At 59.9% G+C, this 26,236-nt stretch carries 19 protein-coding genes; 8 read left to right on the forward strand and 11 right to left on the reverse strand.

Translation table 11 applies throughout. The features are described 5' to 3' along the window. Positions 1-55: 55 nt before the first annotated feature. The 9 genes from GIW48_RS01590 to yaaA all read right to left on the reverse strand — a co-directional run bounded on the left by GIW48_RS01590 (position 56) and on the right by yaaA (position 12,971). The gene (locus GIW48_RS01590; RefSeq protein WP_017135219.1) at positions 56-1,165 is read right to left on the reverse strand and encodes a mannuronate-specific alginate lyase; all 1,110 of its coding nucleotides are present in this window, start codon (positions 1,163-1,165) and stop codon (positions 56-58) included. An 8-nt stretch (positions 1,166-1,173) separates the two neighbouring features. Continuing rightward, positions 1,174-2,622, reverse strand: coding sequence for an alginate O-acetyltransferase (locus tag GIW48_RS01595; protein WP_169986989.1), 1,449 nt, complete (start codon positions 2,620-2,622; stop codon positions 1,174-1,176). 11 nt (positions 2,623-2,633) lie between these two features. Continuing rightward, entirely contained in the window at positions 2,634-4,202 is a 1,569-nt protein-coding gene (algG, locus tag GIW48_RS01600) for a mannuronan 5-epimerase AlgG (protein ID WP_017135217.1), read from the reverse strand. Continuing rightward, positions 4,202-5,689 (reverse strand): alginate export family protein, encoded by a 1,488-nt coding sequence (locus GIW48_RS01605; RefSeq protein WP_017135216.1) that lies wholly within the window; start codon positions 5,687-5,689, stop codon positions 4,202-4,204. Before GIW48_RS01605 ends, algG begins: the two co-directional genes overlap by 1 nt. Then, entirely contained in the window at positions 5,686-7,209 is a 1,524-nt protein-coding gene (gene algK, locus GIW48_RS01610; protein WP_225933030.1) for an alginate biosynthesis TPR repeat lipoprotein AlgK, read from the reverse strand. Before algK ends, GIW48_RS01605 begins: the two co-directional genes overlap by 4 nt. A 9-nt stretch (positions 7,210-7,218) precedes the next feature. Further along, positions 7,219-8,385: an alginate biosynthesis protein Alg44 gene (locus GIW48_RS01615; RefSeq protein WP_017135214.1), complete on the reverse strand. Its 1,167-nt coding sequence runs from the start codon at positions 8,383-8,385 to the stop codon at positions 7,219-7,221. Between the two features lie 36 nt (positions 8,386-8,421). Then, positions 8,422-9,903 carry a mannuronan synthase gene (alg8, locus tag GIW48_RS01620; RefSeq protein ID WP_032865428.1) on the reverse strand — a complete coding sequence of 494 codons (1,482 nt, stop codon included), beginning with the start codon at positions 9,901-9,903 and terminating at the stop codon, positions 8,422-8,424. An 83-nt stretch (positions 9,904-9,986) separates the two neighbouring features. Further along, complete coding sequence (locus tag GIW48_RS01625) at positions 9,987-11,303, reverse strand: nucleotide sugar dehydrogenase (protein ID WP_017135212.1); 1,317 nt, start codon at positions 11,301-11,303, stop codon at positions 9,987-9,989. An 888-nt stretch (positions 11,304-12,191) separates the two neighbouring features. Further along, positions 12,192-12,971: a peroxide stress protein YaaA gene (gene yaaA, locus GIW48_RS01630; RefSeq protein WP_017135211.1), complete on the reverse strand. Its 780-nt coding sequence runs from the start codon at positions 12,969-12,971 to the stop codon at positions 12,192-12,194. Between the two features lie 120 nt (positions 12,972-13,091). Between yaaA and GIW48_RS01635 the strand changes: the two genes are divergently transcribed. The 6 genes from GIW48_RS01635 to moaE all read left to right on the forward strand — a co-directional run bounded on the left by GIW48_RS01635 (position 13,092) and on the right by moaE (position 21,274). Continuing rightward, positions 13,092-14,216 carry a polysaccharide deacetylase family protein gene (locus tag GIW48_RS01635; protein ID WP_017135210.1) on the forward strand — a complete coding sequence of 375 codons (1,125 nt, stop codon included), beginning with the start codon at positions 13,092-13,094 and terminating at the stop codon, positions 14,214-14,216. Between the two features lie 339 nt (positions 14,217-14,555). Next, positions 14,556-15,950 carry a PhoH family protein gene (locus GIW48_RS01640; protein ID WP_012722339.1) on the forward strand — a complete coding sequence of 465 codons (1,395 nt, stop codon included), beginning with the start codon at positions 14,556-14,558 and terminating at the stop codon, positions 15,948-15,950. Positions 15,951-16,259: 309 nt separating this feature from the next. Next, a complete protein-coding gene (locus tag GIW48_RS01645) occupies positions 16,260-19,994 on the forward strand; it encodes an autotransporter domain-containing protein (protein ID WP_236460838.1) in 3,735 nt (1,244 codons plus the stop codon). Between the two features lie 115 nt (positions 19,995-20,109). Continuing rightward, complete coding sequence (gene moaC, locus GIW48_RS01650) at positions 20,110-20,583, forward strand: cyclic pyranopterin monophosphate synthase MoaC (protein WP_017135207.1); 474 nt, start codon at positions 20,110-20,112, stop codon at positions 20,581-20,583. Then, positions 20,580-20,822 (forward strand): molybdopterin converting factor subunit 1, encoded by a 243-nt coding sequence (gene moaD / locus GIW48_RS01655; RefSeq protein ID WP_017135206.1) that lies wholly within the window; start codon positions 20,580-20,582, stop codon positions 20,820-20,822. The genes moaC and moaD overlap by 4 nt, the downstream gene beginning before the upstream one ends. A gap of 2 nt (positions 20,823-20,824) precedes the next feature. Next, complete coding sequence (moaE, locus tag GIW48_RS01660; protein WP_236460840.1) at positions 20,825-21,274, forward strand: molybdopterin synthase catalytic subunit MoaE; 450 nt, start codon at positions 20,825-20,827, stop codon at positions 21,272-21,274. Between the two features lie 104 nt (positions 21,275-21,378). Here the strand turns inward: moaE and rhlB are convergent, their stop codons facing one another. Both rhlB and GIW48_RS01670 read right to left on the reverse strand, forming a co-directional pair. Then, positions 21,379-22,848 (reverse strand): ATP-dependent RNA helicase RhlB, encoded by a 1,470-nt coding sequence (gene rhlB / locus GIW48_RS01665; RefSeq protein ID WP_026013543.1) that lies wholly within the window; start codon positions 22,846-22,848, stop codon positions 21,379-21,381. Positions 22,849-22,944: 96 nt separating this feature from the next. Then, positions 22,945-23,601 carry an alpha/beta hydrolase gene (locus GIW48_RS01670; protein WP_017135203.1) on the reverse strand — a complete coding sequence of 219 codons (657 nt, stop codon included), beginning with the start codon at positions 23,599-23,601 and terminating at the stop codon, positions 22,945-22,947. A 345-nt stretch (positions 23,602-23,946) separates the two neighbouring features. Between GIW48_RS01670 and GIW48_RS01675 the strand changes: the two genes are divergently transcribed. Then, positions 23,947-24,978: an amino acid ABC transporter substrate-binding protein gene (locus GIW48_RS01675; RefSeq protein WP_056858938.1), complete on the forward strand. Its 1,032-nt coding sequence runs from the start codon at positions 23,947-23,949 to the stop codon at positions 24,976-24,978. A gap of 72 nt (positions 24,979-25,050) precedes the next feature. Continuing rightward, positions 25,051-26,232: an amino acid ABC transporter permease gene (locus GIW48_RS01680; protein ID WP_017135201.1), complete on the forward strand. Its 1,182-nt coding sequence runs from the start codon at positions 25,051-25,053 to the stop codon at positions 26,230-26,232. Positions 26,233-26,236: the final 4 nt, after the last annotated feature.

Below are 26,236 nucleotides of genomic sequence, written 5' to 3' on the forward strand. Positions count from 1 at the left end.
CCCAAACCCCCCACGAATCTGGGAGGGTGTACGCGTTCAGTGTGGGAGCTGTGTATCAGCTGCCTTTGTTGCCTTTTTCGTGCGTCGGGTCGTAGACCTTGGTCAGGTCACCGCCGAGGCGGAAAGTCTTGAACGGCTGCATGCCGTGCTTGCGCTCGATCACCTCCGGCGCGCAGGTGTAGAGGGTGCAGAAGGGTTCAAGCCAGGCAAATTTCATGTCCTCCTTGAGGTCCTTCATGTCCTGCTCTTTGCCGTTCTTCTGCTCGAAGATGTCCGGGTCTTTAACCCCGGCCAGCACCTTGTCGCCCAGGCGTTTGAGCGCGCCGTTATTTTCCTGGCGCAGGTCCACACCGTTGACCAGGGCAAAGCTGGCGATCATCGACAGCGGCGGCAGCGCGTAGTTGTGGTACGCCAGGGCGCGTTGCTGGCGCTTCAGTTCGTTGGGCAAGAACCCTTGGGCGTCCACCTGATTGGCGCCGACCTTGTATTCTTTCACCGCCCAATCAAACAGGTCGCGACGGTTGGTGGCGATGGACGTGGCCATCACCGACCACGCGGCCCAGTAGGAGTGGTTGTTGGTTTTATCCAACGGCAGGTTGTCCCAGTCGCTGACGACTTGATCGGCGAGTTTGTTGAACCAGGCCTCGATCAATTGCGATTCCTGCTGATGGTTAGCCAGCGGGTGCGAGTCGGAGAACTTCAGGCGCACATAGGCCGACGCCATGCTGCCCAGCGCCCATTTGCGCATGGACTTGCCGGTGTGGTTGAAGTCCTTGGACATCAAGGCATCGGCCTTGGCCCAGCTCGTAAGCCAGTTGAGTGTGCATTCCAGCTGCTCCGGGCGGCCGTCGCGCATAAACTGCATCACGCGTTTGCTGGTGTCTTTTTCCAGCTTGGTGATGTCGGCAGTGCTGTCACGAAAGGCTTTTTCCGATTGCACATTCAGGGTGGCGCGGGCTTTGTCCGAGCCTTCGTACTTGCTGCGAAATTGCAGCGAGCCGGTGTACGGCGCCGGCATGGCGTCGCAGTCATTCTTGAAGTCGCCGGTCTTGAACGCTTCCACCGGGGCGAAATAGCCTTGAGGTGGACGCAGTGGCGCGGCGGCGTTGACTACACCTGCGAACATCGCCAGGCCCAGCAGCGTTGGAATCAATAATTTCTGCATAAGTAACCTCACTTCCCAAGCTGGGCGGTCTGTTGACCACCCGCCGAGAACACGTTGCGTGTGCAAATTTTCGCTTCGACTTTCTGCGCGGCAGTGCCCGCTTCGGGGCCTTGCACTTCCACGGCCAGCAAGTTCTGCGAGGCCCAGTCTTCATCGGTGCGCAGTTCAAAGGCGAAACGCCCGTCTGTATCGGATGTTTCGGGTTTCTCGATCTTGATGTCCTCGTGGCGCCCGTTCATGTACCAGAGGGTGGCTTGCAGGGTTTTCACCGACGGGTCGGCGAAGCGGATATCGACCTGATGGTTGGCGTTGCGCAGGTCTTTGTTCGAGCTGTTGACCATCAACTCGTTCTTGCCGGGTTTGAGCGTGGTGCTGGCGCTCATTTGCGCAGGCTTGCCTTCGCAGCCGTTGTCGAGCAGCGCCATCATCTGGCGGTAGATGGTTTCCTGGTCGAGGCGGTACAACGGCGAGAATTCCCAGATAAGGATTTTCGGCGGGGTTTTCTGGAACTCGTCGCTGCCCAGGTACTGGATCATCGAGCCTTCCAGACCGCCGCCGGGGAAGGCGACGTTAAGGATGTCGGCACCGATTTCCTGCTCCAGGAAGCCGGCGAAGTTGTAGTTCTTGCCACTGTGGCTGGTGCCCACCAGGGTGATCTGCGGGTTGCCCGAATCGCCGAACAGGTCGCCGTCACCGGCTTCGCCTTTAGGCTCGGTGGTGAATTGGTCCATGTACTGGATTGCGTAGCTGGTGCCGCACAGTTGCCCGGCCATGTTGTGCAGGGTGCCGGTCTTGCCCATGCGCCCTGAGCGTTTGGTTTCGAATTCGCGCTTGGGAATATCGGCAAACTCGGGCATGGCCCGCACTTTGGCGCCGACGATTTTTGCCGTGCGTTGGGCGCCGTATGGCGTCCAGTGCTGGTCACCACGGAAGTAGAAGTCGTGGGCCGGCAGTTCATCGGGCAACTGTTCGTTGGTCAGCGGCGACAGGTCCGGCACCACATAACCCATCTTGGCGAAACGGCCGAGCATGCTTTTGTAGTTGCCCAGCGCCTTGTCAAAATTGAACGCGGCTTTTTCCTCAGGGTTGAGCTTGTTGCGATTCACCAGGCCACGGGTCGGCTGGTACACCACCACCAGTTCCACGCCCTTGGCCTTGAACGCATCGTGCAGCTGCTGCATGCGTTTGTAGCCGGCGGGGCTGGTGTCGAATTCGGTGCGCAAATCTTCCTGGGTACGGAACAGCCAGTCGCCCTGGGCTTGCACCAGAGTGGTGAAGTTCTGCTGGTAGCGCGTGGTGTAGTTCTTCGCGTCATGGGCGGCCGGGCACAGGCTGCAGCACGGTTCGGCGGTAAAGGTCGGCGCCTTGATTTCATCGGCGCGCACGCCCTGGCTGGCCGCCAGCAGGCCGAGGGTCAGACCCGAGAGGCTCAGCAGTTTGATCATGTGTGGGTGCATAAGGGTCATCCTCAGTCCTGCATTTGGGTCTGGCGTTCGACAGGGTCGATCAGCACGGCTTTCTGCTGGCGCACCAGCAGGTCGAGAATCTCTTCCTGGCGATCGCCCAGCACACCGGCAAAGCTGATGCCGCTGGATTTGGTCGGCGCCAGCATCGACACGCGGTACAGCTCGATGCTCAACGGCGAATCAATCGACAGCGGCCCGCTGCCGTTGCCGGCCAGCTCGCCGCCGACCACGATCAGCGAGACTTTCGCGTCAAACGGGTCGAGGGCGATGTCGCGGTCGGTGTCGGTCAAATCCTTGATGTGCCCGTACACGCCGGTCAGCCCGTTGGCCATGGCGGAGTTCTCGTACAGGCGAATGTTCACGCTGTTGCGCACGCGGATGCCGTGGCGACGGTTGGCGATGACCTTGTTGCCCCACAACAGGTTGTCGCCGCTCTCATAGAGGGTGATGCCGTCGGTGTGGTTGCGGTAGATCTCGTTGTCGGCGATCAGGTTGTTGACGCTGTTACGGTCGATCACCAGGCCCGAGAGCTTGTTGTCGTAGCTGCGGTTGTTGAAGATGAAGCTGTCGTTGACCTCACGGGAAATGATGATCCCGTGCTTCTTCTTGGTGCCGTAGACGGTGTTGTCAGCAATGATCAGGCCGTGGGAACGGTCGTGCGGGTCGATGCCGTAGACGATGTTGTCTTTGTAGGTGTTGCCCTTGATCACAAAGCCGGTGGTCTCGTAGCAATAGAAGCCGTACCACATGTCGGAGAACTCGGAATCGATGATCCAGCCGGTCGGTTCCGCACGCTTGAGCACCTTGGCCATGTTCGGCGTGTACTGGGAAATACTCACGCCGTAAGACTTACTGTTGGCGTAGCCAAAGCTGGCCATCTTGGTCTTGGAGATGTAGGTTTCGGTGCCGCCCCAGGCCAGCAGGAACGGGCGGAACTCCTTGGGCGACTTGAACAGCGCCGGGCCGTTGGTCTTTTCGTCCCAGCCGGTGATTTTGGTGTCACGCACAAACAGCTGGCCGTCGTTGATCAGGAACGAACCGGCTTGCTGGGACAGGCGCAGCTCCTGGGTCTTCTTGTCGATGTCGAGGATGCCTTTGCGCCCGACCACAATCGGCAGCTTGGCCAGAAACACGCCCGGCGAGGTTTCACTGAGGTACTGCTTGGGCACTTTACCGAGCAGGTCCTTGAGGTTCAGGTAGCCGTCGTCGACAAAGATTGCCTGGGGAATGCCGTGCTGGCGTACCACCCATTCGGCCATCTTGTTATCGCCGCCGATAAAGTCCTTGAGCGCGTCTTCCTGCATCATGCGGCGGATGCTGACTTTGCCCGGTTTGCTGCGCACGATCTTCTTTTCCATCGCCGCTGCGGTGTAGCCAGTCAGGTCGGGCAGCGCAGGCTTGGGCAGTTCCAGCGGCGCGGTGGGCGGGCTGGAAATGGTGTAGGTCTTGGCCTGTTGCAGTTCCTTGGCGATGGTCGGCGCCTTGGCCGCCGTATCGGCAAACGCTGTGGCGCTGGCCATCAGCATTGCCGCGACGAGTAGGCTTTGAGCATTCATTGCGCAGGCTCCCATCAGAATTTCCAGATCACGTCGACAAACGCGCGGTGCATGTACGAGTCGACCTGGCTGCCATAGGCATCGCCCGGCTTGAACACGCCTGCACGAAAGCGCACCAGTGCCGACGGCTCGTCGATCGACTGGCTGAGGGCGGCCGGCAACAGGCCCTTTTTGAAGTACTTGGTGACCACCAGGTCCATCTCCTGACCCAGGTCTTTTTTGCCGTCTTCCAGCGGTAACGAGGTGCTGGACAGGATCGCGCCGGTCACGTCGTCGGTGTTGTTCTGCACCGCATCGATGCCGTTGCTGCCCACCGGCTTGTTGCCGTCGACGCGCCAGAACTTGTGATAGACCAGGCTGGCGTCGTAGTCCTCGCGCAGCTGCCAGGAACCGAACAGGCTCATGGACTGCATGTTGTTCATCTCGCCGCGAAACGCTTCGCCAAAGCGATGCACGCGGGACTGGGTGCCGGTCCAGTTCGAACGGTTGCTTTGCAGGCCGTTCTGCTCGTACTCGGCGCTGGCACGGGAATAAGCCGCACCGACTTGCCACTGCGGGTCGAGGCGCAGGCGCACGCCGATGTCAGTGGCCCAGCCATTCACGTCGTCGCTGCGTTTGGCCTGGGTTGGGCGGGTGCCGTCGGCGTTGAGGGCATTGACCGTGTCGCGGTTGCCTTTCATGCCGGTGACGCTGGCCCAGTAGTTGACGGTGTTGGTGTTGCGCCAGTTGTAGGCGTCGCTGTTGGCTTCGATGCCGAGCCAGGTCAGGTCGCCGTTTTCGCGCTTGTCCAACGAGTCGGTCGCCACGCCCGGTTCCGGGTAGTCGAGCTTACCGTTGTCATGGGTGTGGTGGGCGCGCAAGCCGATCCACTGGCCTGGGGTCCACTGGTAGGCGGCGTCGGCGTAGAGGTGCTGGCGGTCCTTGTCCTTGGGCGACAGCTCCTTGAGGTCGGTGCGGTATTCGCTGAAGCGTTCGGCAACGCCGACATTGGCCTTGAGCAGGGTGGTATCGAAGGTCCAGTTCAGCGCTTCGATATTGGTGTCGCGCCATTGGCCGTCGTCATTGCGCAGGCGTTGGCGACCCAGCTTGAGCAGCTCGCCCGGGTAAGGCGTGAAACCGCTGTAGCCGACCCAGAACTCGCGCATGGCCAGGTAGTTTTTCTTGGACTTGCGGTCGTTGTTGGTGGTTTGCTGATTTTCGTCATCGGCCGATTGTTGCAGGGGGTCGGTCTCGATGATGTCACTCGACACGACCGCCTGACCCATGGCGTAGGCGCTCCACGCGCCGCTTTCGCCGTAGACCCACGGGCGCAGGTCGAGGCCGATGCCGTTCACATCGCCGCCTTTTTGCGTGCCGAGGTCGCGGTCATCTTCGGATTGTGCGGTGGCTTTGACTTCCAGGCCGAAGTTCTTGGCTTCGGTCAGCGCGGCCAGGGTCGGGCACGACCACAGCAGGGCGAAGGTCAGGCCGATACCGGCCTTGACGAATGGGTTGAGCTTCATAGGGATTCCTCGCCGTCTTCTTCTTGCAGGGCGTGCAGTTGCAGCGTGCTCTGGGCCAGGGTGCCGCGCGTGGCCAGTTCCTGTTGCACCAGGCGTTGGCCTTCGGCGCGTTGTTCTGGCGTGAGCGGGGCTTCGAGCTGCGTGGCCAGGTCATTGGCCTCTGGCGTGTCCTGGGCTTTGGCCAATTGGCTGAAGACATAGGCGTTCAATGGGTCGGGCTTGGTGCCCTTGCCCTGGGAGAACAATTGCGCGATGGCGAAGTCGGCGCTGTTCTGGCCGTTGCGTGCAGCGGTCAGCAGGTGGTCGAGGGCTTTTTGCGAGTAGACCTTGCCCAGGTAGCCACGGCGGTAGATCTGGCCGAGGTAGTAATCGGCGGCGACTTCACGGCCCACGGCTTTCTCGAAATGCGCTTCGGCAGCCTTGGCGTCTGCCGGCACCCATTTGCCTTCGTAGTAGAGCTTGCCCAGCAACAGCTCGGCGCGCGGCTGGTCGGCGGCGCGGCCGTTGTCCAGGTACTTCATCATCTGGTCGACGTCGCCCAGTTCGGGGAAGTCGTAGAGCAGTTGCGCCAGGCTGACCCAGGAGGCCGGGTAGCCGGGGGCGATTTTTTCCAGCAGGGCCTGGGCGGTTTTTTCGTCCGGCTGGCCGAGTGTCGCATCACCCAAGACGCGGGCTACGCTGTCGACACGCTGGGCGGTGACGGTGCCACGGGCGTAGCCGGCTTCGAGCTGCTTGAGCAGTTCGGCCTGTTTTTCCGGCTCGGCTTTTTTCTGGTAGACCGTGGCCAGTTCGACGTAGCAGATATCGGTGGTGTTCAGCGCCGCCTTGCAGATGCGCTCCACATCATCCAGGTGCTGGTCGTAGGTGCCCTGGGTGCGGTACAGCAGCACTTGGGCCAGGCCGGCTTCCGGATAACCCGCCGCTTGCCATTTGCTGATCTGCTGCTGGGCGTTCACGTTGGGGAAGCTGTGCGGGTATTGCAGGTACAGCATCGCCAGTGGGATCAGGGTGTTGCCTTCGCCATTGGCAAAGGCCTTTTTCAACAGGCCTTCGGCTTCGTGCTGTTCGGCTTCGGTAGCGCCGGGTTTGGCCACCAGCAGGCGGCCCAGACGTGCCTGGGCACGCGGCGACGTATCGGCGGCCGCGCGGTAAGTGGCCTCGGCCTGGCGGATTTGCTCGGGATCGCGGGTGGTGACCTGGATGTCAGCGAGGCCGACTTGGGCTTCGCTGTAGCCCAGGTCTGCCAACTGCTGGTAGTTCTGTTGGGCGGTGACCGTGTCGCCACGCTTCAACGCTTCGTTGGCCAGGCGCTGGTCGGGCAGGCCGGCGCAACCGGCGAGGCTGACCGCCAGTGCCAATGTGCAGAATGCAGAGGCGAAGTGCGACCCGCTCTGTGTGGGAGCTGGCTTGCCTGCGATGCGGGCAACTCGGTCTTTCAGGTGCACCGAGTCGATCCCATCGCGGGCAAGCCCGACTCCCACAGTGCTCTGTGTTGTGCTTGAAATAGGGTTCACAGGCATGTCCTCCGCTTACAGACCGTGAGCCATGGCTTTATCGATCAGCCAGTTCAGCGAAGGGCCGCGGTCGCTGGTGACTTCCACTGGGCGCCCGGCATAGGTGCTGTCCAGCGGCGCGTCCGGCTTGATCTGCACGCGAATGTCGGAAGACAAGTCGGCGCTGTTCAGGCTGGTGCTGCTGACGATGGTGCCGGTACGGATCTGTTCTTCGTCGGCGACCTGGAAGTTCACCTGGGTACCTGGGCGCACGTCAGCGAACTGGCGATAGGTAAAGCGCGCTTCCACATTGGCCTGGCTGCCGCGTGGCACCAATTGGAAGATCACATCGCCCTTGCTGGCGTACTGGCCGTCGGCGACCAATTGCTGGGCGACCACGCAATCGCACGGCGAGGTCAGGGTGCCGGTCATTTGCTTGCCGAACAGCTCTTCAACCTTGGCCGGTTGCAGCTGGTCTTCGTCCAGATGGCCCTTGAGCACATCGAGCATGCTGGTGCTGAACGTCGCCAGTGGCGCACCTTTGGCTGCAACCGCGTCGCCTTTGAGCAGGCTCTGCACGGTGCCGTCGCGCGGCATGGTCACGTTCATGCCGGGCACGCTGACGAGGCCGGCCTGGGCGTGGCTGACGAAGTACATGCCGTACACCGACTTGAAGACAAAACCGAACGCGGCGAGGCCGACAATGAAGATCCCGGCGCTGAACACCACCGCGCGCAGGCGGCCGAACGCGGTCATGCCGCTGCCGCCGTCCTTGACCTTGCGCGCCTTGGTGAAGTTGTCGCGTTGCAGGGTGGCCAGCACGTCGCCCATGGTCACGATGTCGCCGGACAGGTGCGAAGTGATCAGGTGGCGCAGGGTGGAAATATCCTGGGCGTCGAGGTTCTGGAACTGGCAACCGGTGCGGCCGCTCTGGCGGTCGTAGGAGCGAATCTGCAGCTCTACATCCATCGCCAAACCGAGGTTATCGATCACGAACTGCAGGCGGCCCTTGTGCACTTCACCGACGGTCAGCGGCTGGGTGGCGGTGAACGCCAGGCCACCGGCGGACAGGTCGATCACCCGTGCTTCGGTCTGGGTACGGTCGGTGTTGAAGAAGCGCAGCTTGGCCGGGATTTTGACCCGGGCATGTTGGCGCTGGGCTTCGGATTCGTGGACAACGTTGGCGTTTACTGGGCTGTTCATATGTTCGATTTCCTAGTTAATTCAGGCTTGGCTGGGTCAGACCATCATCAGCAACACGGCGACGAAAATGCTGCCGGCGGAGAAGGTCATGGTCCGAGACGACCAGGTGTTGAACCAACGTTGAAAGCTGGCCAAATCGCGGGTCAGTTTGGTGTCCTGGCGGGTCCAGGACTGTTGATCAAGGCGGAAGAACACGTAGATCTTCACCAGCGCGCCCATGATCTGGTTGTAATAGAGAATCACCGGGTAGGCCGGGCCGATCTTGTGGCCGGAGCACGACAGCAGCAGGGTCAGGATCAGGCGGGTGATACCGATCCACAGCAGGTACGCGAGGATGAACGCGCCGCCGTATTTGAAGGTGGCGATGATCGCCACGGTCAGGCCGAGCAGGGAGGTCCACATCGATACGCGCTGGTCGAACAACACGATGCTGGTGAACAGGCCCAACCGACGCATACCCAGGCCCAGGGCGCGGGAGTTCTGGCGCAGGTTGTTGCCGTACCAGCGGAACATCAGCTTGCGGCTGGCCTTGATAAAGCTCTTTTCCGGCGGGTGTTCCACGGTGTGGATTGCGGCGTCCGGCACGTAGAAGGTGTCGTAGCCCAGGCGCATCAGGCTGAACCAGCTCGACTTGTCATCGCCGGTCAAAAACTTGAAGCGGCCCAGGCGCCAGTGTTGCAGCGAGTCGCTTTCCACGTCGGCGATAAAGCCGGGGTCGGTCACCACGTTGGCGCGGAACACCGACATACGCCCGGTCATGGTCAGTACGCGCTTGGACAGGGCCATGGAGCACATGTTGATGTGGCGCTGGGCGAAGCGCAGCTTGTGCCATTCGCTCATGATGTAGCCGCCGCGTACTTCGCAGAATTCGTTGGTGGTCAGGCCACCGACATTGCCGAACAGCTGGAACCACGGCACGGTCTTGCGCACTACACCTTCGGCGAGCACGGTGTCGCCATCGATCACCGCCACCACGGCGCGGTCATCCGGCAGGTGGCGCGAGATAGCGCGGAAACCGAAGGCCAGGCCGTCGCGTTTGCCGGTGCCGGCGATGCGCACGAAGTCGAGCTTTACGCGCTCCGGCGGGTTCATGCGTTCCCACAGGCTTTTCACCAGCAGCTCATCGGACATCTCCACCAGCGAGCACACCACGGTGGTTGGGAAGCCGCACTCGATGGCTTCGCGAATCACCGAGCTGTAGACCTGCGCGGTGGTCAGCGCGTCGATACGGAAACTGGTGACCATCAGGAATACGTGGGACGGGTCGGCCGCCTTGCCCAGCTTGCGCACCTTGCGGCGCAAGTGCGGGTAGACCACGTACAGGAACAGCATGCCGCGAAAGAAATGCGTAGCACCCATCGAGTAGCGCCAGATACCGACGGCGCCAATCAGGAAAATAAAATTCTTCGACTGCGAGTCGAACGTACTCGCCGGCAACAGCAGGGCGAGACCCATCAGCAGGCTGAGGAAGAACAACCAGCCGGCCGATTGCAGTAATACATGTTTTAACTTGGACATAAGCGTCATCCGGAAGGGAAGGAGGCTTCAGGCTGCACGCGCTGGGGATAAAGACACGTGCAACCCGAAACTTGCCGTCGCTGTTACCAGCAAATGCCTTCGGTACGGCTGCTGACACTGGTGGCCTGGGACATGAAGCCCACCAAGTCGATCACCTGTTTGCCGTGAGGTGCGTTGTGCGCCAGGGCACGGAATTTCTCGTCACGGTTGCCGAGGATGATCACGTCGGAGTTGTTGATCACGTCGTCGAAGTCGGAATTGAGCAGGGACGACACATGCGGGATCTTGCCTTCGATGTAGTCCTTGTTCGCGCCGTGGACACGGGCGTATTCGACGTTGCTGTCGTAGATGCTCAGGTCAAAACCCTTGCCGATCAGCATTTCCGCCAGTTCCACCAGCGGGCTTTCGCGCAGGTCGTCGGTGCCGGCCTTGAAGCTCAGGCCCAGCAGGGCGACTTTGCGTTTGTCATGGCCGGCGACGATGTCGAAGGCGTTCTGCACCTGGGATTCGTTGCTGCGCATCAGCGAGTTGAGCAACGGCGCTTCCACGTCCAGCGAGCTGGCGCGGTAGGTGAGGGCGCGCACGTCTTTGGGCAGGCACGAGCCGCCGAACGCGAAGCCTGGGCGCATGTAGTACTGGGACAGGTTGAGGGTCTTGTCCTGGCACACCACTTCCATCACTTCACGGCCATCGACGCCGACGGCCTTGGCGATGTTGCCGATCTCGTTGGCGAAGGTGACCTTGGTGGCGTGCCACACGTTGCAGGTGTACTTGATCATCTCGGCGACGGCGATGTCCTTGCGGATGATCGGTGCATCGAGTTCTTCGTACAGCGACTGCAGGACATCGCCGGAGGCTTTGTCGAATTCGCCGATGACGGTCATCGGCGGCAAGTCGTAGTCGGCGATGGCAGTGGATTCACGCAGGAACTCAGGGTTCACCGCCACGCCGAAGTCGACACCGGCTTTTTTGCCGGAGCAGTCTTCCAGAATCGGGATCACCACATTGGCTACGGTGCCTGGCAATACGGTGCTGCGCACCACGATGGTGTGACGGGTGGTTTTGTCACGCAGGACAAAGCCGATCTCGCGGCATACCGCTTCGATGTAGTTGAGTTCCAGGTCGCCGTTTTTCTTGCTCGGCGTGCCCACGCAAATCATCGACAGGTCGGTATCGCGGATGGCGTCGGCGAAGTTGGTAGTGCCGCGCAGTCGACCGTTTGCGATGCCTTGGCTCAACAGTTCGCCCAGACCCGGTTCAACGATCGGCGATTTACCCGCATTGATCAGGTCGATCTTATCCTTGGAGATGTCTACGCCGACCACTTCATGGCCACGGGCAGACAGGCAACCGGCACAGACTGCGCCAACGTAACCCAAACCAAATATGCTGATGCGCATCGCAATTACCTCTTTGTTTAATACAGGCCATTAGATGGCTGGAGTTCATGTTTGCAAGCGTCACTGATGCCGCGAAAGTTGGGCGAATAGACGCCGACTTACCGCGTGCAGGCATGTTTAATGACGAGTGACTAATAAGTGCACCCAAGGTGTGCGCAACGTGGCCTTGTTATTGGAGCTTGCCCTGAAATGCAGCCGGCCTTCCTGGGAGAAGGGCGTGGCGTCAGTGCCGCAGAGCCTTGATAGAGGCTGATAGCCTTTAAATATCAATGCCTTGGGTTGTATCACTGACCCATTAGGGGAAGCTTGGCCTTGGTCTTATAGTGCGTGGCAATTCATCCTTGTCGCCGCTATCAACTAATCAATTGGCAATATGACTCCTGAGTCAAAGTTGAAATATGACAACTTTGCTACTTCCGTGGGTTGGTCATGTAAGTCATCTCTTACAGCAACAGAGAATTTCGTTACCGGTGGTATGAGCGGTGCTTTAGGGTGAAGTTCCTGGCCGCTCATCCTGTTTCCGGAAATTTCTTGAAATATTAGAAAAGATGGCACTGGTACTATATTGATAGCACTTGCTATTTGGGCGAGTGGATATGGGGAGTTGAAGAGAGGGGATAGTTTTGTGCCACTAGTGTTTGAAAAAAGTGGTGCCACTACGAAAAAAAATGACGAATGTCGAGTGAAAGATTCGTTAGGAATCTGTCTGCGGATTTTTTGACGTCAAATAAATGACTTTTCCGGCGTGGAATGCAGACTGTGGGAGCTGGCTTGTCGGGTCGCCGCATCGCTGCGATAGCGGTGGATCAGTCAGTATTTCTTTACCTGACACTCCGCCATCGCAGGCGAGCCAGCTCCCACAGTTCGAGTGCGGGGTGAGAGCGGGCGCTATTCCGGTGCGTGATCGCGCAGGAACACCAAATTATCCGGCTTGGACTGCTCCGCATTGAAGCGATAACCCTGCACATCAAACTGCTTCAGTTTGGCAGGATCATTGATGCGTTCTTCAATCACAAAACGGCTCATCATGCCCCGCGCCTTTTTGGCGTAGAAGCTGATGATCTTGTACTGGCCGTTCTTCAGGTCCTTGAACTCGGTGTTGATGATCCGTGCGTTCAGAGCCGTGCGCTTGACCGCCGAGAAGTACTCGTTGGAGGCCAGGTTGAGCAGCACGTCGTCGCCTTGATCGGCCAGCGCTTCATTGAGCCATTCGCTGATGCGCGTGCCCCAGAATGCGTAGAGGTCTTTGCCGCGGGCGTTGGGCAGTTTGGTGCCCATCTCCAGGCGGTACGGCATCATCAGGTCCAGCGGGCGCAGCAGGCCGTAGAGGCCCGAGAGCATGCGCAGGTGGTCCTGGGCGTAGCTGAAGTCGGCATCGCTGAAGGTTTCGGCATTCAGGCCGGTGTAGACGTCGCCCTTGAACGCCAGCAGCGCCTGCTTGGCATTGGCCGGTGTGAAGGCCGGGGTCCAACTGCCGAAACGCGCGGCATTGAGGCCGCCGATTTTGTCGGAGACGTGCATCAACTCGCTGATTTGCGCCGGGCTCAGTTCGCGCAATTGTTCGATCAGCTCCTGAGAGTGGTCGAGGTATTGCGGTTGAGTGAAGCGTGGGGTTGCCGGCTTTGACTCGAAGTCGAGGGTTTTGGCGGGGGAAATCACCATCAGCATGAAGTTGGCTCCTGTAATCGTGGCAGGGATTCTAGGGGGTTGAGTGGTTTGACTCCACCTATGATGGCGATAGGCACGATCCGCTATGATGGGCGGTAACTCTGGAGAGGGAGACCCTGCGTGCGCCTAGCACTATTATTGTCAGCCTGCTTACTGTGCCTGAACGCCAGCGCCGCGCCTGTGGATGTCGCCAGCCTGGACCGTGGCATCTGGCCCGAAAAGCTCAGCAGCCCGGCGCTGTTCGATGTCGCTTCGCGCGCTGAAATCCTGATGTTCGCCCATAGCCTGCTGGCCAGCGAAAACCAGGATGAGGCCGCCCTCAAGCAGCGTCTTGGTCTGAAAAATATCAACCTCGCCGCCATCGACGACCTGCGTCGCCAGCTCTGGCAGCGCCTGCTGGAAAACTACACGGCGGCCCAGCAGAGCTGCGAAGAGGATGCCTCGTTCTGCTACCTGGTGGAAAACATGGACGATCTGCGCGAGCAGGCGGGCAAGTTCCAGGTCAGCGATAACTCCTTCTATATAGGCTGGGCCGGGCCTAGCCATAACTTCCATGAACGCTACCTGGAGGAGCTGTTGCGCAAAGCCGCGCTGTTCCCGCAGATCAGCAGCGAAGTGCTGCGTTTTGGTGACCACGAACGCAATGGCGACGAGTTCAACGACCGTCTGTTCCTGCTGACCTTCGATGGCGGCCCGGCGCCGGTCAGCGGCAATACCGACTGGCTCACCGACTACCTGCGCAAGCAGAAGATGAACGCCATGTTCTTTGCCCTTGGCAGCAGTTTGCAAACCCGTGTGGAGCGCAGTTCCGCCAGTGACGTGCAGGCGTTGTACCAGGGCCAGTGCGTAGGCACCCAGGGTTGGCAATACCGCTCCCACAGCCATTGGGTCGAGTGGCAAAGCTCGATTACGCGCAGCGCTGCGCTGGTGCAGAACCTGATGCCGGAAAACTACGTGCCGCTGTTTCGCCCGCCCTATGGCCAGCGCCGTGCCGACAGCCAGGGTTTCTTCCAATCCCAGGGTTTGCAGGTGGCGTTGTGGGACATCGATTCCCAGGACGAGCCGGGCAAGCTCAAGGCTGATGAGTCGGCGCAACGGGTGCTGACGTTGATGTTGCTGTGGCGCAAAGGCGTGATTGTGTTTCACGACACCCAGGACAAGGCGCGGGTGGCTTTGCCGATGTTATTGCAGGCAACGGCGCAAAGTGGCTTGGGTTGGCAGGACTGCCGGGAGGCATTTCGCTGAAGTGCCCGGCTCTGTTAGGGATGGGGGAATTCAGGGGTGATTTTGTGCGACATTTCGATGCAGGCGGACTTCCGACTTTAACGGGGTCACTGGCACTCGGCTAGTGCTATTCGTCATCCTGAAAAATAAACTTCAAAAAAGCGTCAAAGTGCTTTTTCCTGTCATGGGTTTTGCGGTATTACGAAGTCAGATCGCCGAACCCTGCAACACAGGTGGCGTCTTCCAAGACTCCTCATGTGGGCACTGCACTTGACGTCACTCAGGTGCAGTCGGTGGTCGAATCGAGGCGCAGCACCGCCCAGGTATTGCGTCGAATGGCTCCCACAAAGGTGACCGAGTATGGATGATCATGGACGTAACCCTTCTTCCGACCAGCCAATCCTTTATGTGCTTGATACCAACGTATTGATCCACGATCCAAACGCACTGCTTAACTTCGAAGAACACCACGTCGCCATCCCGATGATCGTGCTTGAGGAGCTCGACAAACTCAAAAGCGGGCACCACAGCGTGGCTGCCGAATGCCGCCAGGCGATCCGCCTGATCGACAAGACCTTGGGCGAAGCCTCACCCGAGGACGTTGAAGTCGGCGTGCCGATCCAGCGCGGCAAAAGCGGGCCTAAGGGCTTGCTGTCGATTCTGATGAGCAAGCGCAGCGAGCCCAACAGCCTGCTGCCGGAAAACCTCAACGACAACAAAATCATCAACCAATTGATCGACCTGCACGCGCGCGACAAGGACCTGCGCCTGGTGCTGGTGACCAAAGACATCAATATGCGCCTCAAGGCACGAGCGTGTGGGATCGCTGCCGAGGACTACAGTACCGACCAACTCGTCGACGACGTGTCGATGCTGTCGCGGGGTTATCACACCGTGACCGGCTCTTTCTGGGATCTTGTCAGCAAGGTCGAAACCCGTCAGGACCATGGCCGTACCTGGCACCAGGTGCAGTTGATCGACAACCTGCCGGCCGTGCACATCAATGAATTCATCATCGACGAACAGGGTTTTGTGGGCTGGATCAAAGAGATCCAGGTCGACAAACTGCTGATCCTCGACCTGCATCAGGAACCCCTGTTGCATCAGGAAGCCTGGGGCCTGAAACCGCGTGACATCTACCAGAGCCTGGCGCTCTATGCGCTGCTCGACCCGGACATTCACCTGGTCAACCTGACCGGCGCTGCAGGCTCGGGGAAAACCATCCTCGCCCTGGCGGCCGCCATTGAGCAAACCATGGTGACAAAGCGTTATCGCCGCATCATCGCCACCCGCAGCGTGCAGGGCCTGGACCAGGAGATCGGCTTTCTGCCCGGCACCGAAGCGGAAAAAATGGAGCCGTGGCTGGGGGCGATCACCGACAACCTCGAAGCCTTGCACATGGATGACGAAAACACCCATGGCAGCGTCGACTACATCCTCAGCAAAGTGCCGTTGCAGTTCAAATCCCTCAATTACATCCGAGGTCGCAGCTTCCAGCAGAGCCTGATTTTGATCGATGAATGCCAGAACCTCACGCCGCACCAGATGAAAACCATCATCACCCGTGCCGGCGCCGGTTCCAAAGTGGTGTGCCTGGGCAACCTGGCACAGATCGACACCCCTTACCTGTCCGCGACCAGCTCCGGGCTGACCTACCTGACGGAACGCTTTAAAGACTTCCCGAACGGCGTGCATATCGCGCTGCAAGGGGTACCTCGTTCGATCCTGGCCGAGTACGCCGAATCCCATCTGTAATCGCCCATGCTGTAGTTAGTGGCTAAATGCCACAAAACACCCCGAATTTCTCGCGAAGTTCGGGGTTTTTGTTATGGGCGACATTTGTCTTCGTTAATGCGTCCTGGGTGCTTGTAGGCTTTGTAATTATTTTGTTACATTTTTTATCGCCGAAAACTATAAGAAAACAGCGTAACCCCGTCGAAACGCGATCGCTTTGATTCGACGATTTATTCAAGACCCGGCGTTGGTCTTGCGCGTGATCCTGCCTATTACAAAAAGCCCGATACATCGCTCATTGACGAAGCACATATCCAAAGGGAAAGGAAAATGGACGCAGCAGGTAATGGCTTCACTTTGTCGCAAAAACGCAAGCGCGCTACAGGCTCCAAATCGATACCCCTTACACCCATCGCACTCGGCTTGGCCTTATGGCTGGGACAAGGCTCTATAGCCTGGGCCGATGACGCCAACCCCTACACGTCGCCAGTGCTGGAGTCGGCCTTCAGGAAAGCCGTTGCTTCATTTGGGCCTAACACCGACGTGTATAAAAACCTGCGGTTCGCCTACGCCGATATCGTCGACCTGGCCGCCAAGGACTTTGCCGCACAGTCCGGCAAGTTCGATTCGGCCCTCAAGCAAAACTACGAACTGCAACCGGAAAACCTCACCATCGGCGCCATGCTCGGCGATACCAAGCGGCCGCTGGACTACGCCTCGCGCCTGGATTACTACCGCAGCCGGCTGTTCAGCAACAGCGGGCGCTATACCACCAATATTCTCGACTTCTCCAAGGCCATTATCGCCAACCTGCCGGCGGCCAAGCCCTACACCTACGTAGAGCCTGGCGTGAGCAGCAACCTCAACGCGCAACTGAATGCCGGCCAATCCTGGGCGGGCGCCACCCGTGACTGGAGCGCCAACGCGCAAACCTGGAAAACCCCCGAAGCCCAGGTCAACTCCGGCCTGGACCGCACCAACGCGTATTACGCCTATGCTTTGGGCATGACCGGCAAGGGTGTGAACGTCGGTGTGCTCGACTCGGGCATCCTCACTGAACACTTCGAGTTCCAGGGCAAGAATGCCCAGGGCCAGGACCGTGTGCAGGCCGTAACCTCCACCGGCGAGTACTACGCCACCCACCCGCGTTACATTCATGACACGCCGGACGGCCAGTTCCAAAAAGGCGAGCACTTCAGTATTTCCGGCGAGTACGACCCGAAGATCAATGACGGTCACGGCACGGAGATGTCCGGCGTACTGGGCGCCAGCCGCAACGGCACCGGCATGCATGGCATTGCGTTTGATGCGAATATTTTTGTCGCCAATACCGGCGGCACCGATGACAACCGTTTCCAGGGCTCCAATGACCTGGACTACAACGCGTTCATGGCCAGCTACAACGCGCTGGCGGCGAAGAACGTCTCGATCGTCAACCAGAGCTGGGGTCAGAATTCGCGCAATGATGTGGAAAACCACTTCGGCAACGTAGGCGACAGCGCGGCCGATAATTTGCGCGACATGACCGCTGCCTATCGCCCGTTCTGGGACAAGGCCCATGCCGGGCAAAAAACCTGGATGGACGCGATGGCCGACGCCGCGCGGCAAAACACCTTCATCCAGATTATCTCGGCGGGCAACGACAGCCACGGTGCCAACCCGGACACCAACGCCAACCTGCCGTTTTTCAAGCCCGATATCGAGAGCAAATTCCTCTCGATCACCGGCTACGACGAGACCAGCGCCCAGGTCTACAACCGCTGTGGCACGTCGAAGTGGTGGTGCGTGATGGGCGTTTCAGGCATCCCGTCCACCGGACCCGAAGGGGAAATTATCCCCAACGCCAACGGCACCTCTGCGGCTGCGCCGAGCGTCTCCGGGGCGCTTGCGCTGGTGATTCAACGCTTCCCTTACATGACCGCCAGCCAGGCGCGGGATGTGTTGCTGACCACCTCCAGCCTGCAAGCGCCGGACGGTCCCGATACGCCGGTGGGCGACCTGACCGGTGGCCGCACCTACGACAACCTGCAACCGGTACACGACGCCGCGCCAGGCACGCCGCAAGTGCCGGGCGTGGTCAGCGGTTGGGGCTTGCCCAACCTGCAAAAAGCCATGCAAGGGCCGGGGCAGTTCCTCGGCTCGGTGGCGGTGGCCTTGCCGGGTGGTACGCGCGATATATGGGCCAACCCGATTTCCGATGAGGCCATCCGCGCCCGCCGTGTAGAAGACACCGCCGAACAAGCCACCTGGGCCGCCACCAAGCAACAGAAGGGCTGGGTCAACGGCTTGCCCGCCAATGCCTCTGACGATGACCAGTTTGAATATGAAATCGGCCACGCCAGGGAACAGGCGACGCTGGCACGCGGCAAGGATTTGCTCACCGGCACGACCTACGTCGGCAGCCTGGCCAAGTCCGGCGACGGCGAACTGGTGCTCGAGGGCCAGAACACCTATTCGGGCAGCACCTGGGTACGCGGCGGCAAGCTGTCGGTAGACGGCTCGTTGACCTCCGCGGTGACCGTGGATGGCAGCGCGGTAGGCACCCGCAATGCGGATAACGGCGTGATGACCACGTTGGGCGGCACACTGGCCGGTAACGGCACGGTGGGTGCCTTGACCGTGAACACAGGCGGGCGCGTGGCGCCGGGCCATTCGATCGGCACGCTGCACACCGGCGACGTGACCTTCAACCCTGGTTCGGTATATGCCGTGGAGGTCGGCCAGAACGGGCAAAGTGATCAAATCCAAAGCAGCGGCGTCGCCACCCTTAACGGTGGTGTGGTGACCGTATCCCTGGAAAACAGCCCGAACCTGCTGTCTGCCACTGAGGCCCGTAGCCTGGTGGGCCAGCAGTTCAACATCCTGACGGCCAGCCAGGGCATCAACGGCCAGTTTGCAGCGATCACGCCCAACTACCTGTTTATCGGCACTCAGTTGAGCTATCAGCCGAACCAACTGAGCCTGGCGGTGGCGCGTAACCAGACGACGTTTGCCAGCATCGCGCAAACCCGCAATGAACGCGCCGTGGCGACGGCGGCCGAAGCCTTGGGCGCGGGCAGCCCGGTGTATGAAAGCCTGCTGGCCTCAGACTCGGCGGCGCAGGCGCAGGCTGCATTCAAGCAACTCTCGGGGCAACTGCACTCGGACGTGGCCGCAGCGCAAATGGCGGACAGCCGTTACATTCGTGAAGCGGTCAACGGCCGTCTGCAACAGGCTCAGGCGCTGGACTCCAGCGCGCAGATCGACACTCACGACAACGGCGGCTGGGTTCAGCTGCTGGGCGGGCGCAATAACGTCAGCGGTGACAACAACGCCAGCGGTTACTCCTCGTCTACCAGTGGCGTGCTGCTGGGCCTCGACACCGAGGTCGGCGACGGCTGGCGTGTGGGCGCCGCCACCGGCTACACCCAAAGCCATCTCAATGGCGAGTCGGCATCGGCGGACAGTGACAACTATCACCTGTCGGTCTACGGCGGTAAACGCTTCGACGCCATTGCCCTGCGCATGGGCGGTGCCACCACTTGGCACCGTATCGACAGCTCGCGCCGTGTGGCGTACGCCAACCAGTCGGACTACGACAAAGCTGACTACAACGCGCGCACCGACCAAGTGTTTGCCGAGATCGGTTACACCCAATGGAACCAGTTCGAACCCTTCGCCAACCTGACCTACCTGAACTACCAGAGCGATTCGTTCAAGGAAAAAGGCGGCGCCGCAGCCTTGCATGCCAGCAAGCAAAGCCAGGACGCCACGCTTTCCACCTTGGGCCTGCGCGCGCATACCCAACTGCCAGTCAGCTCGACTTCGGCGGTGACGTTGCGCGGTGAGTTGGGCTGGGAGCATCAGTTTGGCGATACCGATCGCGACGCCTCGCTGAAGTTTGCCGGCAGCGACAACGCCTTTGCGGTCAATAGTGTGCCGGTGGCCCGCGATGGCGCGGTGATCAAGGCCAGTGCGGAAATGGCCCTGACCAAGGACACGCTGGTGTCGTTGAACTACAGCGGTTTGCTGTCCAATCGGGGTAACAACAACGGAATCAATGCCGGGTTTACTTTCCGGTTCTAACGCAAGTGTTGGTATTTGAAGGGGCGCTTTGCGCCCCTTTTTTCATGGGATAAACAGCCCTGCGCAAAATTGACTCACAGGTTTACAATTGCCGCTCCTGATCAGGAGTATCCCTGTGCTGACTCATCTCGATTCCCAAGGTCGCGCCCACATGGTCGACGTCACTGACAAAGCCGTGACGTTCCGTGAAGCCGTGGCCGAAGCGCGGGTGCGCATGCTGCCCGAAACCCTGAAAATGATTGTCGACGGCGCCCACCCCAAGGGCGACGTGTTTGCCGTAGCCCGCATCGCTGGGATCCAGGCGGCGAAAAAAACCAGCGACCTGATCCCGTTGTGCCATCCGCTGATGCTGACCGGCGTCAAGGTCGAACTGCGCGCCGACGGTGTGGACGCCGTGCATATCCTCGCGCGCTGCAAACTCAGCGGCCAGACTGGCGTGGAGATGGAAGCGCTCACCGCCGCCAGTGTCGCCGCGCTGACGATCTACGACATGTGCAAGGCCGTGGACCGTGGCATGACCATCGAAAGTATTCGCCTGCTGGAAAAGCTTGGCGGCAAAAGCGGGCATTTCAAGGCGGACCAGGCATGAGCATCAACGTATTGTTTTTTGCGCGTTACGCCGAAGCGACAGGCTTCGATTCGCTGGAGATGGAAGGCGAGTTCGCTACCGTCGATGCGGTGCGACTGGCGTTGGCGGCAGACCCTGAGTTTGCGGTGCTCAACGAGAGCAGCCTGATGTGTGCGCGCAACGAGGAGCTGTGCAGCCTCGACGAACCGGTGCAGGCCGGTGATGAAGTGGCGTTTTTCCCGCCCGTAACTGGAGGCTGAGCATGGCTATTCGCGTACAGGCCGAGGCATTTGACCCCGGCGCAGAGGTCAACGCCATGCACGCCGCCAATGTTGGCGTGGGCGCGGTGGTGAGTTTTGTCGGCTATGTGCGCGACTTTAATGAGGGGCGCGACGTGTCGGGGATGTTCCTTGAACATTACCCCGGCATGACCGAAAAAGCCCTGGCCAAGATCACCGTGGAAGCCGGGCAGCGCTGGCCGTTGCTCAAGTTGGAAGTGCTGCACCGGATCGGCGCGTTGGAGCCGGGCGAGCCGATTGTGTTTGTTGCGGCAGCCAGCGCGCATCGCCAGGCGGCGTTTGATGCCTGTGCGTTTGTGATGGATTACTTGAAGACGCGGGCGCCGTTCTGGAAGAAGGAAAACACGCCTGAAGGCCCGCGCTGGGTGGAAGGGCGGGGCAGTGATCACGCGGCGGCGGAGCGTTGGAAGTGAGCATCTGCTGAAGATCGATGGAGATCCAAATGTGGGAGCAGGGCTTGTGTGGGAGCTGGCTCCCACACAAGCCAGCCCCCACATCTCCTACTGCATTTCAGCTATTAAGGGCGTTTGCGCTCTACAGCCCGCAACAGGTGCGTCGGCGGCGTTTCGCAGCTGATCTTGCGACCCAGCAGCGTCTCAATCGACGGCAGCTGGTACGAGTCATCTTCCCCTGCAAAGCTGATCGAAACACCCGCCGCCCCGGCACGGCCAGTACGGCCAATGCGGTGCACGTAGTCGTCCGGCACTTCCGGCAGGGTGAAGTTGATCACGTGGCTGATGCCGTCGATGTGAATACCGCGCCCGGCCACGTCGGTAGCCACCAGCACGCGGATCTTGCCTTCGCGGAAACCTTCCAGGGTCTTGATACGCTTGTGCTGCGGCACATCGCCGGACAGTTGCGCGGCATTGACGCCATCACGCACCAGGCGTTCTTCGATGCGGCGTACTTCGTCCTTGCGGTTGGCGAACACCATCACGCGCTCCCAACCGTTGTCGTTGACCAGGTTGTAGAGCAGCTTGTACTTGTCGGCCCCGGCCACGGCATAGATGTGTTGCTCAACGTTTTCGCTGGCAACGTTCAGCGCTTCGATCTCGACGATGGACGGGTCGGTGGTCCACTGCTTGGCGAGGTTCATCACGTCTTCGGTGAAGGTCGCAGAGAACAGCAGGGTCTGGCGCTCGTTTTTCGGCGGAGTCTGGCGAATGATCTGGCGCACTTGCGGGATAAAGCCCATGTCGAGCATGCGGTCGGCTTCGTCCAGCACCATCACTTCAACCATGTCCAAATGCACGTCGCCGCGCTGGTTGAAGTCGAGCAGGCGGCCTGGCGTGGCCACCAGGATGTCGCAGTGACGGGCCTCGAGGTGCTTGAGCTGCTTGTCGAAGTCCATGCCGCCCACGAACGTCATGACGTTGAGGCCGGTGTACTTGGTCAGGTCGGCGGCGTCCTTGGCGATCTGTACCACCAGCTCGCGGGTCGGGGCGATGATCAGTGCACGCGGCTCACCCATGTAGCGTTCTTTGGGCGGTGGCGTTTGCAGCAGCTGGGTGATGATCGAGATCAGGAACGCGGCGGTCTTGCCGGTGCCGGTCTGCGCGCGGCCGATGGCGTCTTTGCCGGCGAGGGTGAAGCCCAACACCTGCGCCTGGATCGGCGTGCAGTACGGGAAGCCCAGGTCCTGGATGGCATGCATCAGTTCCGGGGCCAGTTTGAAGTCATGGAAGCGGGTCTTGCCTTCCTGGGGTTCAACCACGAAGTCTTCGAGTTTCCACGGGGTCACGGGCGGCTTCGGTGCACGTTCACGACGGGGCGCTTTCGGCGCCGGCGCGGGGGCTGCCTCGACAGGTTGGGCCTGTTCGGGCGCGGTCACCTTTGGCTTCTGCGGCTGTGCGGCAGGTGCGGTCCGGCCGGGCTGTTGGCCGTCATTGCGGCTGCCGGAGGAGGGCACAGGAGCACTGGGAACTGGCGCGAGCGGCTCAGCCTCGCTTTTGCCGAACATCTTCTTAAGTGCTTTGAGCACGGTGATCTCATTAATTGGTTAAGGAATGTACGCCGGCCAGTGTAATGCAAGAAACGGGCGCGGCGTAGTGCGTCTGTCATACGGCTACATAAACTGTGGTTTTCAGCCCAGCCGGGCGGTCAACCAGGCACCGATATCGGCGATCTCTTGAGGTAACACTTCGTGACCCATTGGGTATTCCTGCCATGTCACGGTGACACCACGGCTGTTTAAATGCTCGTAGGCGCTGCGGCCCATGGCGTTCTGCACCACGTCGTCGTATTGGCCGTGCAGGCACAGCGTTGGAATGCGCTGCTGGCTGGCGGACAACTCCAGCTCATCCCCGAAGGTCGGTGCATAAGTCGAGAGGGCGATTACGCCACCCAACGGTCCCTGCCATTTAAGGAAGGCGGTGTGGAAAACCACGGCGCCGCCCTGGGAAAAACCGGCGAGGAAAATTCGCGAAGCGTCTATTCCGGTTCTCTTCTGTTCTTCGATCAAATCCGTGACCATTTTGGCCGAGGCTTCCAGCTCTTCCAGGCTGATCGAGCGAGCCGGGCTCATGGCCTTGATGTCGTACCAACTCGGCATCTCGTAACCGCCATTTATGGTTACCGGACGTGTCGGTGCCTGGGGCAAAACGAAGCGGGTGCTCAACAGGCTTTCCTGCAACGCTTCGGCCACCGGCAAAAAATCGTAGCGATCGGCACCCAGGCCATGCAACCAGATAACGCAGGCGTCTGCGGGCTTGGCGGGCTGAAGAATCAAGGGTTCGGTCATATCTGCTCCATATATGTGCGTGCGCTCCGATTGGGTGCGTCGGAACGGTGCGCGACGGGTTGATCTGTTAAGAGAATGTCGCAACGTTGAATGTTTTTCTATTGACCAAGGGCTGAAACGACTCAGCCACCACTCTGGTACGCGCCTTGCTATGTGTAGGTCGATGTCAGAACTATCTTGGGACGGTAACACTATCAGTGACTGCCGCTTGTGGGATAGCAACTGGAATTACCGCGAAAACCTCATGCCGCTTGACCCCAAAAAAAGCCAACACGGGTCGATATCGCCTCATAAGGGTGCGCTGGGGTTTTAGCTCCGACACAACAAGAGCAACTGGAGGTTTGAATGAAGGTATTGAAATCCACCCTGGCCATCGTTTCCGCGGCTGCTGTACTGGGTGTCAGTGGTTTTGCCCAAGCTGGCGCCACCCTGGACGCCGTGCAGAAGAAAGGCTTTGTGCAATGTGGCGTGAGTGATGGCTTGCCGGGTTTCTCGGTGCCGGATGCCAGCGGCAAGATCCTCGGGATCGACGCTGACGTTTGCCGCGCTGTGGCCGCTGCCGTGTTCGGTGACGCAACCAAGGTCAAATTCAGCCAGTTGAACGCCAAGGAGCGTTTCACCGCGCTGCAGTCCGGCGAAGTCGACGTACTGTCGCGCAACACCACCATGACCAGTTCGCGCGATGCGGGTATGGGCCTGAAATTCCCAGGCTTCATCACCTACTACGACGGTGTTGGCTTCCTGGTGAACAACAAGCTGGGTGTTAAAAGCGCCAAGGAACTGGACGGTGCAACCATCTGCATCCAGGCCGGTACCACCACTGAGCTGAACGTTTCCGACTACTTCCGCGCCAACAACCTCAAATACACGCCGATCACCTTCGACACCTCCGATGAAAGCGCCAAGTCGCTGGAATCCGGTCGTTGCGACGTGCTGACCTCGGACAAATCCCAGCTCTACGCACAGCGCAGCAAGCTGGCTTCGCCGAAGGACTACGTGGTTCTGCCGGAAACCATCTCCAAAGAACCACTGGGCCCGGTCGTGCGTAACGGCGACGACGAGTGGCTGGCCATTGTGCGCTGGGTTGGCTACGCCATGCTCAACGCTGAAGAAGCTGGCATCACTTCGAAAAACGTTGAAGCTGAAGCCAAGTCCACCAAGAACCCGGACGTTGCGCGTCTGCTCGGTGCTGATGGCGAATACGGCAAAGACCTGAAAGTGAAAAAAGATTGGGTTGTACAGATCGTCAAGCAAGTCGGTAACTACGGTGAAGTGTTCGAGCGCAACCTGGGCAAGAGCACCCCACTGGAAATCGACCGTGGCCTGAACGCACTGTGGACCAACGGTGGCATTCAATACGCACCCCCTGTGCGCTGATCGCTGATGGTTCTATCACCCGGTGGGCCAACCACCGGGTGATGTTCTGTTCCATTCTTTGCGGGGCACTTCATGCAAAATCAAATCGGCGCACCCAAGCAGAAGCTCAGCTTCAGCGACCCTAAAGTGCGTGCGTGGCTCTTCCAGATCATCACGATTGTGGCGGTGGTCGCGCTGGGCTGGTACCTCTTCAACAATACGCAGACCAACCTTCAACACCGGGGTATCACCTCGGGTTTCGACTTTCTTGAGCGCAGTGCCGGCTTCGGCATCGCTCAGCATCTGATCGACTACACCGAATCGGACAGCTATGCCCGCGTCTTCGTGATCGGGCTGCTTAATACCTTGCTGGTGACTGTGATCGGTGTGGTCCTGGCGACTATCCTTGGCTTCATCATTGGCGTGGCGCGCTTGTCGCCCAACTGGATGATCAACAAGCTGGCGACGGTGTATGTGGAAGTGTTCCGCAACATTCCGCCGCTGCTGCAAATCCTGTTCTGGTACTTCGCGGTATTCCTGACCATGCCGGGGCCGCGCAACAGCCATAATTTCGGTGACACTTTCTTCGTCAGCAGCCGTGGCTTGAACATGCCGGCGGCGATTGCTGCCGATGGGTTCTGGCCGTTTGTGGCCAGTGTGGTGGTTGCCATTGTGGCAATCGTGCTGATGGCGCGCTGGGCCAACAAACGCTTTGAGGCCACCGGCGTACCGTTCCATAAGTTCTGGGCGGGCCTGGCGTTGTTTATTGTGATCCCGACATTGTGTGCCTTGGTCTTCGGCGCGCCGCTGCACTGGGAAATGCCCAAGCTTTCAGGTTTCAACTTCGTCGGCGGCTGGGTATTGATCCCTGAACTGCTGGCGTTGACCCTGGCGCTGACCGTGTACACGGCGGCGTTTATTGCCGAGATCGTGCGTTCGGGCATCAAGTCCGTCAGCCACGGCCAGACCGAAGCCGCGCGCTCCCTGGGCCTGCGCCCTGGGCCGACGTTGCGCAAGGTCATCATCCCGCAAGCCTTGCGGGTGATCATTCCGCCGCTGACCAGCCAATACCTGAACCTGGCGAAAAACTCCTCGCTGGCCGCCGGTATCGGTTACCCGGAAATGGTTTCGCTGTTTGCCGGCACGGTGCTCAACCAGACCGGCCAGGCCATCGAAGTCATTGCCATCACCATGAGCGTGTACCTGGCGATCAGCATCAGCATTTCCCTGCTGATGAACTGGTACAACAAGCGCATTGCGCTGATCGAGCGGTGAGGAA

It is taken from the genome of Pseudomonas sp. PA-6-3C (genome assembly GCF_021605825.1).
GTDB classification, from domain to species: domain Bacteria; phylum Pseudomonadota; class Gammaproteobacteria; order Pseudomonadales; family Pseudomonadaceae; genus Aquipseudomonas; species Aquipseudomonas edaphica.